The organism is Stenotrophomonas sp. STEN013 (assembly GCF_056760355.1).
Genome location: NZ_JBRREO010000006.1, coordinates 127,662 through 144,323, shown reverse-complemented (window position 1 = coordinate 144,323; position 16,662 = coordinate 127,662). Strand labels below are relative to the sequence as shown.

Below are 16,662 nucleotides of genomic sequence, written 5' to 3'. Positions count from 1 at the left end.
CCCCCCCGCCCGGGGCCCCCGCCCGCCCCCCCCCGCCGCCCCCCCCCCCCCCCCCCCCCCCCGCCCCGGGGCCCCGGCCGGCGGGCCCGCCCCCCCCCCCCGGCTGGTCGGCGTGGAATGGCGAGTAACGATTAATGGGGGTGGATATGCGCGGTCGAGTTTTCCATTTTGCATTTTGTAAATTGTTGTTTTCTATCGCGATTATTGCGCTATTGACGCTATTTCCCGGGCAGGTTTCTGCTGAGGGTGGATGTCCCCCCGGGTCATATCCGATAGGTGGGCAGGGTGTACAGGGATGTGCGCCAATTCCGGCTTCTGGCTCTGGCGTAGGAGAGTCCAGGCCGAGCGGAAGGTGGATAAAAACCTGGGGTGCCATTTCAATGGCGAGCAATGGGAAGGTTGGAATTGCATTGGGGTTGCGTCGTAAAAGGGATGCTATAAATGACGCAGTTCAGCGCTGTGAAAATCAAGGCGCTTCTGACTGTAGAGTGCTGCTGAGCTATAAGAATCAATGCGCGGCAATTGCTACTTCCGTTATTGGGGTTCAGAAAACGGGTTACGCTAGTAGTGAAACTGTCGGTGCTGCTTCTGTTTTAGCGAGGCAGTTCTGCAATGATGAGGGTGGGACGGAGTGTGAGGTCGTTCACACGAATTGCACTGAGCCCCAATTCGAGTATTTTTGATTTTCTGTTTCAAGGCTAATGAATTTTGGTTCTGGTATTTTTGTTAAGGTTGCACCTCGATTTGTGAAGGTCTCCGCAAAGTGCGTTCTAAGGGGATGATCTTGCGGTAGAGGCTTCATCGCTCTCGGTGTCTGGACTTTTGTTGACGTAGTTCTGAATGCTGCGTATTAAGAGTGACATGCCGGCGATTGAAGTGTCCGGTAGCTTAATGGCGAGTTGGTTGAGGCATTCTGCTGTCGTTGGTTCTACTTTTGCCAACTTGATTCTGACTGCACCGCTGATGGTGGCTATATTATTCTAGGGTGGTCTCTGCAGTTTCATGGGGTATTTGTAGGTTGGCGGCGTGGCCGATGCATAATTGTGTTGGAGGTTGGGTGGCGTTTTGTAGTGCGTTAGGTGTTGGTCCGTTTATTTCAGTCTCGGTCACTCTGGTGGCATAGATTTTCCCTATTTATTATTTTCTTGTGATTAATGTGGTTGTTTAATAAATTTTAAAAAGGAGGGTTCTTGTTCATGAAATATCTTCCGGCTGTCTTAGGGGCGATTTTTTCCTCTCCAGTTGCCGCGGGCTGCCACTCCCAGCCGCTCGCGGTGGTAGGTGGATTGGCGATCGCGACAGAGAATTCGGCAGCAACGCCACCGCAGGTGGCGAGTGATTCGAATATGCAATCGAAGGAGTCGGAACCTATGGAAATGGGACGTAACGAGGTCAAGGACAGCGCGAAGGCGTTTGTGCCCGCAGGGGCGAGACTGCTGGAAACCATTAAGGGCGACCTCAACGGTGACGGTGTCGAAGATGCCCTGCTGGTCATTGATCCACCGGCCCCAGGCAATCTGGCGACTGGCGAAAATGGCCCTAACCGCATCGTGATGCTGGTGCTGGACGGAACGGATGGGAAATGGCACTTGGCCGCTCGCAATAGCAAGTTGGTGCCGTGCTCCGCCTGCGGCGGCGTGATGGGCGATCCGTTCGGTTATGCGCGCGTGTCCTCGGGTAGTTTCACCTTGGTCAATAGCGGTGGCAGTCGTGAGCGCTGGACCGATTCGTATACGTTCCGCTATGCACCTGCCGACAAGGCATGGTGGTTGGAAGGGGTAAGCCGACAGGTCATCGATACCGAGACCGATGCGGAAAACAAAAAGGATTTCACGGCAGCCGAACTCGGCAAGGTGCGGTTCGAGGATTTCGATCCGTCCAGCGTGCCGGCGGTGACGTTGCCGTAATCGCGCCTCGCCTGGAGGCGGGGTTGTTCAAGGCAAGCCAATCAGGAGTTTCACCATGTCAAAGGATAGGGAGACGCAGTTGTTGCAGCAGGCCACGCAGGCGGGCATCACTTCGCCGCGCGAGCTGGCCAACTTGATGGCCCAGGTCGGCCACGAGTCCAACGGGCTGAGCCGGCTGGAAGAGGGTTTCCGCTATACACGGAACATTTCGCAGATTCCGGTGGCATCGGCCATGCGCCAGGGCCCTGGGGCACTGGAGGCGGCCCGGTTGGAGGCGTTGCGCGGCCATCCCGAAGCGCTCGGTGAGCTGATGTACGGCGGTCGCATGGGAAACAACCAGCCCGGTGATGGCTATCTATACCGTGGTCGCGGCTACATCCAGCTGACGGGTAAAGAGAATTACGCGAAGGCCGGGGAAGCGCTGGACCTGGACCTGGTCAAACACCCCGAACTGGCAGCGCAGCCGGAAAACGCAGCCCGGATCGCGGTGTGGTATTGGGAGACCCGCGTGCCGGCAGCTTCGCGTGAGGACGTACGGGCGGCGACCCTTGCAATCAACGGCGGGTTCAATGGTCTGGATGACCGCAAGGAACGGTTCGAGACTTGGGAGCGCAAGCTGACTCCGGAGGTGATGGACCGTTTGGGGCGTGGTGAAGTGGGCCAAAGGGTCAGCCCAGCAGTTGCGGCGGGGGCCGATGCGCTGGCCGATGGTGTGCTGCGCAAGGGTGAGGCTGGCGAGTCGGTGCGTGAGTTGCAGGAGATGCTGCGTGCACAGGGAATCCGTGATCAGCAGGGGCGCGAGCTGCGCGCCGATGGCGATTACGGCAACCACACTGTGGACGCGGTCGAACAGTTCCAGCGCGGCCAGGGCCTGCATGCTGACGGCATCGCCGGGCCTGCGACACTGGGCAAGCTGCGTGCGCTGGGCCAGTCGCAGGAGCAGGGGCAGGGCGCCGCACTGATGTCCGATCCGGCCCATCCCGGCAATCGGCTGTTCCAGGAGGCGCTGGGCAAGCTGGAAGCATTGTCGCCGCAGGCTGGTTTCCAGGATCGTCGGGCCTTGGTAAATGCCGCCGGACAGATGGCGCTGGAGGCGCGGGGCGGTGGTCTGAGTCGCATCGACCACGTGGTCGCCAGCCAGGATGGCAAGGGGCTGATCGCGGTGCAGGGCGAGATGAACGACCCGGCGATGCGCCGTGTGTTCGTCGAACGCCAACAGGCGGTGCAGCAACCTCTGGAGCAGAGCAGCTTGCGTTTGGCGCAGGTCGAACAGGGGCGGGATGAGCAGCTGACTGCCGATCGCCAGCAGGAACAGGCCCGCCCCCTGGCGAGGTAGCGGCTGGCGGGCATGGGGCGTGAAGGGCGGGATTGCGCTAGAATCCCGCCCGTACTCCGTTTTCAGGTGGCCCGCGCAAAGCGCCGGTCGAGTGTGTGACATGAGCACTACCATCGCCTACTGCTGATTCATTGCCACAGCCCGTTGCAGGCGCCTTTGTGGCGCTTTTTTATTGACCAAATCCCGTTGAAGTCGCGCTGTGAGGCGGGCTTCCAGGTCCGCGTGGCGGGCCTCGACTCCAGGTGAATCCATGATCAACATCACTCTTCCAGACGGCAGCGTCCGTCAATTCGAAAGCCCGGTCAGCGTCATGGGCGTGGCCCAGTCCATCGGTGCGGGCCTGGCCCAAGCCACTATCGCCGGTGTGGTTGATGGCGTGCAGGTCGATGCCTGCGACGTGATCGACCACGATGCGGCACTGCGCATCATCACCGCCAAGGACGAGGAGGGCGTGGAGATCATCCGCCACTCCTGCGCCCACCTGGTCGGCCATGCGGTGAAGCAGCTGTATCCGGAAGCCAAGATGGTGATCGGTCCGGTCATCGCCGAAGGCTTCTACTACGACATCTACAACGAGCGCCCGTTCACGCCGGAAGACATGGCGGCGATCGAGAAGCGCATGGGCGAGCTGATCGCGCAGGACTACGACGTCATCAAGAAGGTCACGCCGCGTGCGGAAGTGATCGAGATCTTCAAGGCGCGAGGCGAGGAGTACAAGCTGCGCCTGATCGAAGACATGTCCGATGACGTCACCGCGATGGGCATGTACTACCACCAGGAATACGTGGACATGTGCCGCGGCCCGCACGTGCCGAACACGCGCTTCCTGAAGTCGTTCAAGTTGATGCGCATTTCCGGTGCGTATTGGCGCGGTGATGCCAAGAACGAGCAGCTGCAGCGCATCTACGGTACCGCGTGGGCCGACAAGAAGCAGCTTGAGGCCTACATCAAGCGCATCGAAGAAGCCGAGATGCGCGATCACCGCCGCATCGGCAAGCAGCAGGACCTGTTCCATCTGCAGGAAGAGGCGCCGGGCCTGGTGTTCTGGCATCCGAAGGGCTGGTCGATCTGGCAGGTGGTCGAGCAGTACATGCGCAAGATCTACCGCGACAGCGGTTACGGTGAGGTGCGCTGCCCGCAGATCCTGGATGTGAGCCTGTGGAAGAAGTCCGGCCACTGGGACAACTACCAGGACAACATGTTCTTCACCGAATCGGAGAAGCGCACCTATGCGGTGAAGCCGATGAACTGCCCCGGTCACGTGCAGGTGTTCAATCAGGGCCTGCATAGCTATCGCGACCTGCCGATCCGTTACGGCGAATTCGGTTCCTGCCACCGCAATGAGCCATCCGGTGCGCTGCACGGCATCCTGCGCGTGCGCGGTTTCACCCAGGACGACGGCCATGTGTTCTGCACCGAGAGCCAGATCGAATCGGAAGTGACCGCGTTCCACCAGCAGGCGTTGGCGGTCTACCGGCACTTCGGCTTCGACGAGATCCAGATCAAGATCGCCCTGCGCCCGGAATCGCGCCTGGGTGACGATGCCACCTGGGACAAGGCCGAAGGCGCGCTGCGCTCGGCGCTTTCCAGCTGCGGCGTGGAATGGCAGGAGTTGCCGGGTGAGGGCGCCTTCTACGGCCCGAAGATCGAGTACCACCTGAAGGACGCCATCGGTCGTACCTGGCAGCTGGGCACCATGCAGGTCGACTTCATGATGCCGGGCCGTCTGGGTGCCGAGTATGTGGATGAAAACAGCCAGAAGAAGCACCCGGTGATGCTGCACCGGGCCATCGTCGGCTCGATGGAGCGTTTCCTGGGCATCCTGATCGAGCACCACGCCGGCTCGTTCCCGACTTGGCTGGCGCCCGTGCAGGTTGTGGTGGCAAACATCACCGATGCACAGGCTGAATACGTTCAGGCGATTCGCAAAACCCTTGCGGATCAAGGGTTCCGGGTGGACGCCGATTTGCGCAACGAAAAGATCGGCTATAAGATTCGTGAGCATACGCTGCAGCGCGTACCGTATCTGCTGGTCGTGGGTGACCGCGAGAAGGAGAATGGGGCCGTGGCGGTACGTACGCGGTCCGGTGAGGACCTTGGGTCGATGCCGGTCCAGGCCTTTATCGAGCGGCTGCACGCTGAAGTGAAGTAATAAGTAGAGCCCCGGCCTTGATGGAGTGTTCCTCAGGGCCGGTTCTAAGTCCATTCGGAGATTGCAATATCAGTACCCCTGACAACAAACAGAACCGCCGCAACCAGGAAATCCGTGTGCCGCGCGTCCGCGTGATCGGCAGCGACGGAGAGATGGTTGGCGTGTTGTCGCGCGACGAAGCGCTGTCGATGGCCGAAGAAGAAGGTCTGGACCTAGTCGAGATCCAGCCGCAGGCTGATCCGCCGGTGTGCAAGATCATGGACTTCGGCAAGTTCAAGTTCGAAGCGCAGAAAAAGGCCAACGAGGCCAAGAAGAAGACCAAGCAGGTCGAAATCAAGGAAGTGAAGTTCCGTCCGGTCACCGACGAGGGCGACTACCAGATCAAACTGCGCAAGATGCGCGGTTTCCTGGAGGATGGCGACAAGATCAAGGTCAATATCCGCTTCCGTGGTCGCGAGATGAGCCATCAGGAGCTGGGCCGCGAAATGGCCAACCGGCTCGAGGCTGATCTGGGGGAAGACATCGTGATCGAGTCCCGTCCGCGCCTGGAAGGTCGGCAGATGGTCATGATGATCGCGCCGAAGAAGAAGTAAGGCTGCGGCGGCTCCGTGTCGCCCGTCAGCTGGGTGGACGGGCAAGTGGGTCGTTCTGCACCGTGCCAGTTGTTACGCTTCACGATCTGCTTGCCTGTGATTGCAAGTGGCAGGCGAGGGCGGCATAATGGGCGGCCCGGTTCGCCGGGTTTGTTGTTTGCTTCACCCAGGACCTGCCTGCCTCCAGTGGGAGTGCGGGCTTTAAACAGACAAGGGCAGGGACGGAAAGTGTGGGTAAAACCACCGCCCAGTCAGTGAAAAGAGACCATCAAGGACATAGCGATGCCCAAGATCAAGACCAACCGGGCGGCGGCCAAGCGTTTCCGCAAGACCGCCTCCGGCAAGTACAAGTGCGGTCATGCCAACCGCAGCCACATCCTCACGAAGAAAGCGACCAAGCGGAAGCGTAACCTGCGTCAGACGAATCACGTCCGCGCAGAAGACGCAGGCCGTCTGGACCGTATGCTTCCCTACCTCTGAGGACTGAACCATGGCACGAGTAAAGCGTGGTGTGCAGGCGCGCCGCCGCCACAAGAAAGTATTGGATCTGGCCAAGGGCTATTACAACGCCCGTCGCAAGGTCTTCCGCGTTGCCAAGCAGGCAGTCATCAAGGCACAGCAGTACGCCTACATTGGCCGTAAGCAGAAGAAGCGCAATTTCCGTTCGCTGTGGATCACCCGCATCAATGCGGCTGCCCGCATCAACGGCCTGAGCTACAGCCGTTTCATGAACGGCCTGTTGAAGGCCGGTATCACCCTGGACCGTAAGGTTCTGGCTGATATCGCCGTGCACGACGCAGCCGGTTTTGCCGCTCTGGCAGAAAAGGCCAAGGGCGCACTGGCGGCATAAGTCCTTCCCGCAGCAGTTGTAGCGTTCACGCGCAATGGCTGTGGTGAGACAATGCATGGGGAAGGGCGCAAGTCCTTCCCCATTCTTTTTTGTGCTGGTTGCTGCTGCCGATGGTTGCGCGGCGATCAGCTACTGGTGGCGACGGGGGTCGGCCCGGCGCGCACCGCGTAGGCAGGCCGGCCAGAGGTTTCGTCGATCCCATGAGTGACATCCAATCCCTGACTGCGCAGGCGCTGGCCGATGTGGCTGCGGCGCAGAGCCCGGAAACGCTGGAAAACCTGCGTGTTTCGCTGTTGGGCAAAAGTGGCAGCATCACTGCGCAACTCAAGCAGCTTGGGGCCTTGCCCGCCGAGGAACGCAAGGCGGCGGGGGAGGCGATCAACATCGCACGTGACGCGGTTTCCTCGGCGCTGGCCGAGCGCAAGGTTGTGCTTGAAGAGGCGGCACTGGATGCGCGGCTTGCCTCCGAGAGCATCGATGTCACCCTGCCGGGCCGTCATGGCGAGCGTGGCGGGCTGCATCCGGTCACGCGCACCCTGGAGCGGATCACCGAGATTTTCGGGCGCCTCGGCTACGAGTTGTCCGAAGGCCCGGAAATCGAAGATGACTGGCACAACTTCGAGGCGCTGAACTTTCCGCCGCACCATCCGGCGCGCGCCATGCACGACACCTTCTACTTCGGTGACGGTCGTCTGCTGCGCACGCATACCTCCGGGGTGCAGGTGCGCTACATGGGCGAGCACACGCCGCCGCTGCGCATGATCGCCGCCGGCAAGGTGTATCGCAGCGACAGCGACCAGACCCACTCGCCGATGTTCCACCAGGTCGAAGGCCTGCTGGTGGACGAGCACTCCACCTTTGCCGACCTCAAGGGCACGCTGTCCGAGTTCGTACGCGCGTTCTTCGAGCGCGATTTCGAGATGCGTTTCCGCCCGAGCTATTTCCCGTTCGTGGAACCGGGGGCGGAAGTGGACATCGCCTGGCAACAGCCGGATGGCAGCACCCGCTGGCTGGAAGTGCTGGGCTGCGGCATGGTCCACCCCAACGTGCTCAAGTCGGTCGGCATCGACCCGGAGCGCTACACCGGCTTCGCCTTCGGCCTGGGCGTGGAGCGCTTCGCGATGCTGCGCTACGGGGTGAACGATCTGCGCGCGTTCTTCGAGAACGACGTCCGCTTCCTCAAGCAGTTCGCCTGACCCAGGGCTGGAGTGCCGGGCCCTGCTCGGCCGCATCTGAACGTTGATCCGCTCCGGGCGCCAAGCGCTGGGCATCAATAAAAGAAACCGCAACGGGAGGTGCGCCTCCCCTCAAGGTAAAGACATGAAATTCTCTGAAAGCTGGCTGCGCAGCCACGTACCGACCACGGCCTCGCGTGACGAACTCAGCGCGGTGCTGACCGCCATCGGTCTGGAGGTCGAAGACGTGACGGCGCTGGGCGATGGCCTGGACAACGTGGTGGTGGCGCGCATCGTCGAGGCCGTGCGTCATCCGGAGGCCGACCGCCTGCAGGTGTGCAAGGTTGACGCCGGTCAGGGGGAGCTGTTGCAGATCGTGTGCGGGGCGCCGAATGCGCGCCCGGGGCTGGTTGCGCCATTGGCCATGGTCGGTGCGCAGATCGGCGAGCTGAAGATCAAGCCGGCCAAGCTGCGTGGGGTGGAGTCCAACGGCATGCTGTGCTCGGCCAGGGAGCTGGGCCTGGACACCGACGCGTCCGGCCTGCTGGAACTGCCGGATGACGCGCCAGTCGGCGTCACGCTGGTCGAATACCTTGGCCTGCCGGACGCCAGCATCGAGATCAAGCTGACACCGAACCGCGCCGACTGCTTCAGCGTGCGTGGTATCGCCTTCGACGTGGCGGCGGCCACCCGTAGCGAAGTGAAGCCATTCGCGGCCGATGCCGTCACGGCTCAGGGCACACGCCAGTTGGACATCCAGCTCGACGCCGGTGCTGAAGCGCCGCGCTACCTGGGACGGGTGATCGAAGGCGTCAATGCCGCGGCGCCCACGCCGCTGTGGATGGCCGAGCGCCTGCGCCGCAGTGGCGTGCGTCCGGTATCCCTGCTGGTGGATATCACCCAGTATGTGATGCTGGAACTGGGCCAGCCGATGCATGCCTACGACCTGGATATGCTCAAGGGCCCGATTGCCGTGCGCCGTTCGCGCGCCGGGGAAACCCTCAAGCTGCTGGACGGTCGCGACGCCGCGCTGGATGACAGCTTCCTGGTGGTGACCGATGCTGACCGTCCGGTCGGCCTGGCCGGCCTGATGGGCGGCTTTGATACCCGCGTCACCGATGCGACCACGGCCGTGTTCCTGGAGGCTGCGCATTTCGCGCCGGCCGCGATCATGGGGCGGGGGCGCCAGCTGGGCCTGCATACCGATGCCGGGCACCGCTTCGAACGCGGGGTCGATCCGCAGCTGCCGCGTATCGCCATCGAATACGCCACCCGCCTGCTGCTGGATCTGGCCGGTGGTACGCCGGCGCCGGTGACTGAAGCGGTGCGCGAAGCTGATCTGCCGGTCGCCGCCAAGATTCTGCTGCGTCGCGCCCGCATCGTGCGCCTGCTCGGCATCCAGATTGAAGACGCCGAGGTCGAACGCATCCTGCGTGCGCTGGGCATGCATGTCGATGCCGTGGCGGATGGCTGGAGCGTCACGGGTCCGAGCCGTCGTTTCGATATCGCCATCGAAGAGGACCTGATTGAAGAGCTGGCGCGTATCCACGGTTACGAAGCCATCCCGACCACCTTGCCGGGCGGCGCCGCGCGTATCGCGATGCCGAGCGAAGCCCGTCTGGATGAGGTGAGCGTGCGTCGTCAGCTGGTGGCGCGCGAAATGCTGGAAACCATCAATTTCGCCTTCGTTGACGCGCAGCTGCTTGCGCAGTGGAGCCAGAGCGAGGGGCTGGTGGCGCTGGCCAACCCGCTGTCGGCCGAGCTGGCGGTGATGCGTCCGCTGCTGTTGCCGGGCCTCGTTGCCACGCTGGGGCGCAATGTGGCCCGTCAGGCCGGGCGCGTGCGTCTGTTCGAAATCGGTCGCGTGTTCGAAACGCAGGCTGGCGATGACAAGCCGGCACCGATCGAGACCGTACGTGTGGCCGCGGCGGTGTGCGGCGATGCGGCCGCGCTGCAGTGGGGCGAGAAGGCGCGCAAGGTGGATTTCCATGATCTGAAAGGTGATCTGGAATCGCTGGCCGCAGCCTCCGGTGCCGTGCTGGAGTTCCGCGCCTCGCAGCGTGTCTATGCGCATCCGGCGCGTTCGGCCGATATCTGGCGTGACGGTCAGTGCATCGGCTGGATCGGCCAGGTGCATCCGCGCGTGGCCAAGATGATGGAGATCGACGTGGATGTGCTCGGTTTTGAGCTGGATCTGGTGCCGCTGGTGCAGCGCAGCCTGCCCAGCTCCGTTGAGCTGTCACGCTTCCCGGCGGTGCGCCGGGATCTTGCCGTGGTGGTTGCCGAGCAGGTGGAATGGACGGCGTTGTCGGCCACTCTCCGTCAGGCCGGGGGTGGGCTGCTGCGCGAGGTGGTGCTGTTCGACCGGTACGTCGGTCAGGGGGTCGAGCCGGGGTTCAAGAGTCTGGCTATGGGCTTGATTTTGCAGGACAAGTCGCGCACTCTGACGGACCGCGACGTGGATGCAGTGGTCACCGGGGTGGTGGCTGCGATCGAGCGCGAACACGGTGCGAAGATCCGTGGCTGAGGCGGCAAACAGGGAGCAGGCATGGCATTGACCAAGGCGGAGATGGCGGATCGTCTGTTCGACGAAGTCGGTCTGAACAAGCGTGAGGCCAAGGAGTTTGTCGACGCGTTCTTCGATGTGCTGCGAGATGCATTGGAACAGGGACGTCAGGTGAAGCTGTCCGGCTTCGGCAATTTCGATCTGCGGCGCAAGAACCAGCGCCCGGGGCGCAATCCCAAGACCGGTGAGGAAATTCCGATTTCCGCCCGTACGGTGGTGACCTTCCGGCCGGGCCAGAAGCTCAAGGAAAGGGTGGAGGCATATGCTGGATCCGGGCAGTAACCGCGAACTTCCGCCGATTCCGGCCAAGCGCTACTTCACCATCGGCGAAGTCAGCGAGCTGTGCGACGTCAAGCCGCATGTGTTGCGCTACTGGGAGACCGAGTTTCCCAGTCTCGAGCCGGCCAAGCGCCGTGGCAACCGTCGTTACTATCAGCGTCATGACGTGCTGATGGTGCGCCAGATCCGCGGCCTGCTGTACGAGCAGGGCTACACCATCGGCGGCGCCCGTCTGCGACTGGAAGGGGAGGGCGCGCGCGAGGAGTCGGCGCTGAGCAACCAGATCATCCGCCAGGTGCGGATGGAGCTGGAAGAAGTGCTGCAATTGCTTCGCCGCTGAACTATTTTCGAATCAAAGCCGGTATAATCACCGGCTCGCCGCAAGGCGAAGCAGTAACGATCGGGGCGTAGCGCAGCCTGGTAGCGCATCTGCCTGGGGGGCAGAGGGTCGTCGGTTCAAATCCGGCCGTCCCGACCAATTACTGTAACCATCAAGGCCTGTGCAGCAATGCGCGGGCTTTTTTGTTTTTGATCGCCGGAGATGAGGGTATGGGCGGGCAGGTTGAACAGCTGGTATCGCAGTTGCAGCTGGGGCCACATCCGGAGGGCGGCTTTTTCCGTCGCTTCCATGAATCGCCGCAGCAGGTCGTTGTCGAGGGCGTGACGCGTCCTGCCTTGACCGCCATCCACTACCTGCTCGGCGCCGGACAGGGCAGTGCGTGGCATCGCATCGATGCCGAGGAAGTCTGGCAATGGCAGGCCGGAGCGCCGCTGGAGCTGCTGCTGTGGGAGGGCGGTGGGTCGCCGGTGCGGCGAACCGAGCTGGGCGCGGTCGCTGAGGGGCGGGTATCGCTGGCGATCGTGCCCAGAGGAATGTGGCAGGCCGCGCGGCCGCTGGGTTCACATGCGCTGGTGAGCTGCCTGGTCGCGCCTGGTTTTGTCTGGAGCGGCTTTGAGCTGATGGATCCGCAGGGACCAGAGGCGCGGCTCCTGCGCCTGCGCGACAGCTGGATCTGAGTGATGTGCAGGGCAATACCGGCTGCTTTCACGACGGCGACGGTTATCCCGGCGTCACCCAAAAGCCCCGCGATGCGGGGCTTTTGCTTCAGCTGGCCGCACTCACCGGCGCGGCGGTGTCCTGCAGTTCGGGCCAGCGTTTGAGGATGGCGGCGCGAATGCCCGCAGCGTCGATGCCCGCTTCGCTCAGCAGGTCTTCGCGGCTGGCGTGATGCTGGTAGCTGTCGGGAAGGCCCAGGTGCAGCACCGGCATCACCACCGCCTCGGCGTTGAGCAGTTCCGAGACGCCCGAGCCGGCTCCGCCAGCCACCACGTTGTCTTCGATTGTGACGAAGCCTTCGTGGGTACGGGCCAGTTCCAGCAGCATCGCCTGGTCCAGCGGCTTGATGAAGCGCATGTTGACCACGCTCAGGCCCAGCTCACGGCCGACCTGTTCGGCGGCCGGCAGGGTGGCACCAAAAGCCAGCAGCGCGATCCGGCTGCCGGACCGGCGCAGCTGGGCCTTGCCGATCTCGAGCGTCGACAGATCGTTGCCGGCAGCCACGCCCGGACCCGTGCCACGCGGGTAGCGCACCGCCGCCGGGCCGTTGTAGCGCAGGCCGGTGGTCAGCATCTGCCGGCACTCGGCTTCATCACCGGGAGCCATCACCACCATGTTGGGCACACAGCGCAGGTAGCTCAGATCGAGGTTGCCCGCATGGGTGGCACCGTCCGGACCGACCACGCCGGCACGGTCGATGGCGAACAGCACGTCCAGATTCTGTGTGGCGACGTCATGCACCAGCTGGTCATAGGCGCGCTGCAGGAAAGTGGAGTAGATGGCCACCACCGGCTTGGCGCCCTGTGTGGCCATGCCGGCGGCGAGCGTAACTGCATGCTGCTCGGCGATGGCGACATCGAAGTAGCGCGCCGGATATTCCTTGCTGAAACGCACCAGCCCGGAGCCCTCGCGCATGGCCGGGGTGATCCCCATCAGCAGCGGCTCGGCGGCGGCCGCGTCGCACAGCCAGTCACCGAACACGTCGGTGTAGGTGGGTTTTTTTGGCGCGTTCTTGGTGGGCAGGCCCTTGCTCGGATCGAACGGCCCCACGGCGTGATAGCCGATCTGGTCGCCTTCGGCCGGTTCGTAGCCCTTGCCCTTGGTGGTCATGATGTGCAGCAGCTGCGGGCCCTTGGCGTCCTTCAGGCGCCTGAGGGTGGTCAGCAGCAGGGGCAGGTCATGGCCGTCGATCGGGCCGGTGTAATGGAAGCCCATCTGCTCGAAGGCGGTGGACGGCACGAACATGCCTTTCCACTGTTCTTCCCAGCGTTTGACGAAACGGGCCGGCGGGCTGTGGCGCTTGTCGCCGAGGATCTTCTTGCCCCCCTCGCGCAGCGCATTGAGCGTGCGGCTGGCGGTGGCGCGGCCGAGCATCTTGGTCAGTCCACCGACGGCTTCGGAGATGGACATGTTGTTGTCATTCAGGATGACCAGCACATTGGGCTCGTCATCCATGCCGCCAGCGTGGGCCAGCGCCTCGAACGCCATGCCGGCAGTCATCGCGCCATCGCCTATCACGGCCACGGCTTTGCGGGTGTCGCCCTGGCGCTGGCGTGCGATGGCCATGCCCAGCGCGGCAGAAATGGAGGTCGATGAGTGGCCAACGCCAAAGGTGTCGTACTCGCTCTCCTCGCGCTTGGGGAAGGGCGCCACGCCGCCCTTCTGCTTGACCGTGTGGATGGTGTCCCGCCGCCCGGTCAGGATCTTGTGCGGATAGGTCTGATGGCCGACATCCCAGACCAGCTGATCAACCGGCGTGTTGAACAGGTAGTGCAGGGCAACGGTGAGTTCGATCACCCCCAGGCCGGCTGCGAAGTGGCCGCCGCTCTTGCCGACCGATTCGATCAGATAGGCGCGCAACTCGCCCGCGATCGCCCCGAGTTCGCTTTCATCGAACTGGCGCAGGTCGGCAGGAGTCTGGATGCGCGACAGGCGCGGGTAGCAGGCAGAGTCGATCATTTTCTTCGTGTTTCAAGCGAAACGGTATTTTGGCCGCCAACCGGGGGTGGGGCAAGCAAAGCGCCGCAGATGTGGGCGGGGGATGGGGGCGGATGCGGCCAAACTGAAGTGCCGGTTCAGACAAGTCGTCGCCGCTTCGCGCCCGGGGCGAGGGGCGGCCGCTGGAAATGCGTGCCCTCAGACGCTGCGGCGCACGGCGTTCTTGGGCAGTTGCGCCTTCAGAAACGCCATCTGGTCGGCAAGGATGTTCCGGTTGGAAAGGATCAGGTGTTCGATCCAGCTGGGCCGGTAGGGCACGGCGAGCAAGGGCATGTGCGCCTGCTGCGGGGTGCGGTTGCTTTTGCGCGAATTGCACTGGAAACAGGCGGAAACCACGTTTTCCCAGATATCCCGCCCACCCTTGGACAGCGGCAGGACATGGTCGCGGGTGAGCTGCGGCCGGCTGAACTGCTGGCCGCAGTACAGACACAGCTGCGCATCGCGTGCGAACAGGGCCGGGTTGGTCAGATTGGGCGTGGGATTGATCGCGCGCGAGCGTGCGTGGCCACGCGAGGCGATGATCGGGTGAAGGTCGAGCCCACTGGGCAGGCCGGTCGCGCGGGAAATGGCGCCATGCACGTGCAGGCACGGATCGCCCAGTGTCCACGCCACTGCGCCGCGCACATACAGGCAGCTGGCGTCTTGCCAGTTGATCCAGTCCAGCACGCGGCCATGCGCATCCAGCGATAGCAGGCGCACGGCGCCGAGGCGGTGCAGGGAGGGCGAGGGCGAAATCCCGGGTGTCGGAGCGGAAGAGTCGGCTCCGGTATCGATCAGACTACGCGGTGTAGTGTCTGTCTCCATCGGGAAAACAGCTTATACACGATGTGTGACAGATTGTGTAAACGCGTCTGGAGCAGCGCCTGAAAAGCCGCGAGCGCCGGAGGAGGCGCCCGCGACGGGGCGGAGGCGGCCGGATCAGTCGCCGAAACGGAGGCTGTCCATGGCCATCAGTGGATCGGCGCCGCTTTCCATGCTGGCTGCATGGGTGAGTGTGCGCGGCAGAACGCGGGCGTAGTAGAAGCGCGCGGTTTCCAGCTTGGCCTGCTTGAACGCTTCCGGCTGGCTTGAGGCCTGCGCGGCGGCCGCTGCGCGCGCCCACCAGTAGGCCAGTGCCACGTAGCCGCTGTAGAACAGGTAGTCCCAGCTGGCTGCGCCCAGTTCTTCGGGATTGCTGGCGGCGCGCTGCAGCACGTTCACAGTCAGTTTGCCCCATTCCCGGGTTTTGGCGCCGAGTACCGGCAGGAATTCGGCCACCGCCGGGTTGTTGGCGTTGTCGGCGATGAACTGCTCGATCTCGGCGGCGAACAGTTTCAGCCCGGCGCCCTGGGAGGCGGCGGTCTTGCGGCCGATCAGGTCCAGCGCCTGGATGCCGGTGGTGCCTTCATACAGCGTGGTGATGCGGGCATCGCGCGCGAACTGCTCCATACCGTGCTCGGCGATGTAGCCGTGACCGCCGAACACCTGCTGGCCGTTGTAGGTGGCTTCAATGCTCCACTCGGTCAGGCAGGCTTTGACGATCGGGGTGAGGAAGCTGACCAGCGTCTCGGCATCGGCACGCGCCTGCGGGTCTGCGGCGTGCTGGGCGGTATCGAGCTGGGTGTAGGCGTGTGCGGCGAGCAGGCGGCCACCTTCGGTCAGCGCCTTGGTGGTGAGCAACATGCGGCGCACATCGGGCTGGGCGATGATCGGATCGGCCGGCTTGTCCGCCAGCTGAGCTCCCTTGGGCGCGCGCGATTGCAGGCGCTCGCGGGCGTAGGCCAGCGCGCCCTGGTAGGCGCGTTCGGACTGGGCCAGGCCCTGCACGCCCACGCCGAGGCGGGCGGAGTTCATCATCACGAACATCGCCATCAGGCCCTTGTGCGGCGCGCCGACCAGGTAGCCTTGGGCGCCGTCGAAGTTCATCACGCAGGTCGAGGAGCCGTGGATACCCATCTTGTGCTCCAGCGAGCCGCAGCGCAGCGTATTGCGCTCGCCCATGGCGCCGTTGCGGTCGACCTTGAATTTCGGGGTGACGAACAGCGAGATGCCCTTCGGGCCGGGCGGCGCATCCGGCAGCTTGGCCAGCACCAGGTGGACGATGTTCTCGCTCAGGTCGTGCTCGCCGGCGGTGATGAAGATCTTGGTGCCGGTGATCGCATAGCTGCCGTCGGCGTTGGGTTCGGCGCGGGTCTTGATCAGGCCCAGGTCGGTACCGGCATGCGGTTCGGTCAGGCACATGGTGCCGGTCCAGTGGCCGGCCACCAGCGGCTTGAGGAAGGCTTCCTTCTGCCAGTCCTCACCGTAGTGCTTCAGGGCCTCGACTGCGCCGTGCGAGAGCATCGGGAACAGGCTCCAGGCCAGGTTGGCCGAGGACACCATCTCGCTCAGTGCCATGCCCAGCGTGCCCGGCATACCCTGTCCGCCGAACTCCGGAGACGCGGTCAGGCCGGTCCAGCCGCCTTCGATGAACTGCGCATAGGCTTCCTTGAAACCCGGTGCGGTGGTGACCTCGCCGGTGGCCTTGTCCAGGGTGCAGCCGGTCTGGTCGCCGATGGCGTTCAGCGGTGCCAGCACGCTGGCGCTGAAGCGGGCGGCTTCTTCCAGCACGGCGTCGATGACGTCGGTGCTGGCATCTTCAAGGCCCATCGCGGCAAACAAGGACTCGGCCTTGAGCACGTCATGCAGGGCGAAACGGAGGTCGTTAACAGGGGCTTTGTAGGTGCTCATCAGACGATTCTCGAACGATGCGGAAAACGGAGGCGGGAAC

The 16,662-nt window shown here is 63.5% G+C and carries 15 protein-coding genes and 1 tRNA gene; 13 read left to right on the top strand and 3 right to left on the bottom strand.

Annotated elements, in window-relative coordinates; translation table 11 throughout:
• Positions 1-134: 134 nt before the first annotated feature.
• The 13 genes from ACVOMH_RS13170 to ACVOMH_RS13110 all read left to right on the top strand — a co-directional run bounded on the left by ACVOMH_RS13170 (position 135) and on the right by ACVOMH_RS13110 (position 11,875).
• Positions 135-683, top strand: coding sequence for a DUF4189 domain-containing protein (locus tag ACVOMH_RS13170; RefSeq protein WP_481552245.1), 549 nt, complete (start codon positions 135-137; stop codon positions 681-683).
• Positions 684-1,196: 513 nt separating this feature from the next.
• The gene (locus ACVOMH_RS13165; RefSeq protein ID WP_481552244.1) at positions 1,197-1,907 is read left to right on the top strand and encodes a hypothetical protein; all 711 of its coding nucleotides are present in this window, start codon (positions 1,197-1,199) and stop codon (positions 1,905-1,907) included.
• A 55-nt stretch (positions 1,908-1,962) separates the two neighbouring features.
• The gene (locus ACVOMH_RS13160) at positions 1,963-3,243 is read left to right on the top strand and encodes an XVIPCD domain-containing protein (RefSeq protein ID WP_481552243.1); all 1,281 of its coding nucleotides are present in this window, start codon (positions 1,963-1,965) and stop codon (positions 3,241-3,243) included.
• 250 nt (positions 3,244-3,493) lie between these two features.
• The gene (thrS, locus tag ACVOMH_RS13155; RefSeq protein WP_481552242.1) at positions 3,494-5,395 is read left to right on the top strand and encodes a threonine--tRNA ligase; all 1,902 of its coding nucleotides are present in this window, start codon (positions 3,494-3,496) and stop codon (positions 5,393-5,395) included.
• Between the two features lie 20 nt (positions 5,396-5,415).
• Positions 5,416-5,988, top strand: coding sequence for a translation initiation factor IF-3 (infC, locus tag ACVOMH_RS13150; RefSeq protein ID WP_083468393.1), 573 nt, complete (start codon positions 5,416-5,418; stop codon positions 5,986-5,988).
• Positions 5,989-6,270: 282 nt separating this feature from the next.
• Positions 6,271-6,468: a 50S ribosomal protein L35 gene (rpmI, locus tag ACVOMH_RS13145; protein WP_002811096.1), complete on the top strand. Its 198-nt coding sequence runs from the start codon at positions 6,271-6,273 to the stop codon at positions 6,466-6,468.
• Between the two features lie 10 nt (positions 6,469-6,478).
• Positions 6,479-6,838: a 50S ribosomal protein L20 gene (gene rplT / locus ACVOMH_RS13140; RefSeq protein ID WP_054657697.1), complete on the top strand. Its 360-nt coding sequence runs from the start codon at positions 6,479-6,481 to the stop codon at positions 6,836-6,838.
• A 200-nt stretch (positions 6,839-7,038) separates the two neighbouring features.
• Positions 7,039-8,034 (top strand): phenylalanine--tRNA ligase subunit alpha, encoded by a 996-nt coding sequence (gene pheS, locus ACVOMH_RS13135; RefSeq protein WP_054657699.1) that lies wholly within the window; start codon positions 7,039-7,041, stop codon positions 8,032-8,034.
• Between the two features lie 124 nt (positions 8,035-8,158).
• Positions 8,159-10,540 (top strand): phenylalanine--tRNA ligase subunit beta, encoded by a 2,382-nt coding sequence (gene pheT / locus ACVOMH_RS13130; protein ID WP_481552241.1) that lies wholly within the window; start codon positions 8,159-8,161, stop codon positions 10,538-10,540.
• 21 nt (positions 10,541-10,561) lie between these two features.
• A complete protein-coding gene (locus tag ACVOMH_RS13125) occupies positions 10,562-10,861 on the top strand; it encodes an integration host factor subunit alpha (RefSeq protein ID WP_054657702.1) in 300 nt (99 codons plus the stop codon).
• Positions 10,842-11,198, top strand: coding sequence for a MerR family transcriptional regulator (locus tag ACVOMH_RS13120; protein ID WP_481524601.1), 357 nt, complete (start codon positions 10,842-10,844; stop codon positions 11,196-11,198). The genes ACVOMH_RS13125 and ACVOMH_RS13120 overlap by 20 nt, the downstream gene beginning before the upstream one ends.
• Before the next feature lie 61 nt (positions 11,199-11,259).
• A tRNA-Pro gene (locus tag ACVOMH_RS13115) sits at positions 11,260-11,336 on the top strand.
• A gap of 71 nt (positions 11,337-11,407) precedes the next feature.
• Complete coding sequence (locus ACVOMH_RS13110; protein ID WP_481552240.1) at positions 11,408-11,875, top strand: cupin domain-containing protein; 468 nt, start codon at positions 11,408-11,410, stop codon at positions 11,873-11,875.
• Between the two features lie 88 nt (positions 11,876-11,963).
• Here ACVOMH_RS13110 and dxs read toward each other — a convergent pair whose 3' ends face one another.
• The 3 genes from dxs to ACVOMH_RS13095 all read right to left on the bottom strand — a co-directional run bounded on the left by dxs (position 11,964) and on the right by ACVOMH_RS13095 (position 16,622).
• Positions 11,964-13,874, bottom strand: coding sequence for a 1-deoxy-D-xylulose-5-phosphate synthase (dxs, locus tag ACVOMH_RS13105; protein ID WP_481552239.1), 1,911 nt, complete (start codon positions 13,872-13,874; stop codon positions 11,964-11,966).
• Between the two features lie 177 nt (positions 13,875-14,051).
• Positions 14,052-14,717: an HNH endonuclease gene (locus ACVOMH_RS13100; protein WP_481552238.1), complete on the bottom strand. Its 666-nt coding sequence runs from the start codon at positions 14,715-14,717 to the stop codon at positions 14,052-14,054.
• A 114-nt stretch (positions 14,718-14,831) separates the two neighbouring features.
• Positions 14,832-16,622 carry an acyl-CoA dehydrogenase C-terminal domain-containing protein gene (locus ACVOMH_RS13095; RefSeq protein WP_057505964.1) on the bottom strand — a complete coding sequence of 597 codons (1,791 nt, stop codon included), beginning with the start codon at positions 16,620-16,622 and terminating at the stop codon, positions 14,832-14,834.
• Between the last annotated feature and the right edge of the window lie 40 nt (positions 16,623-16,662).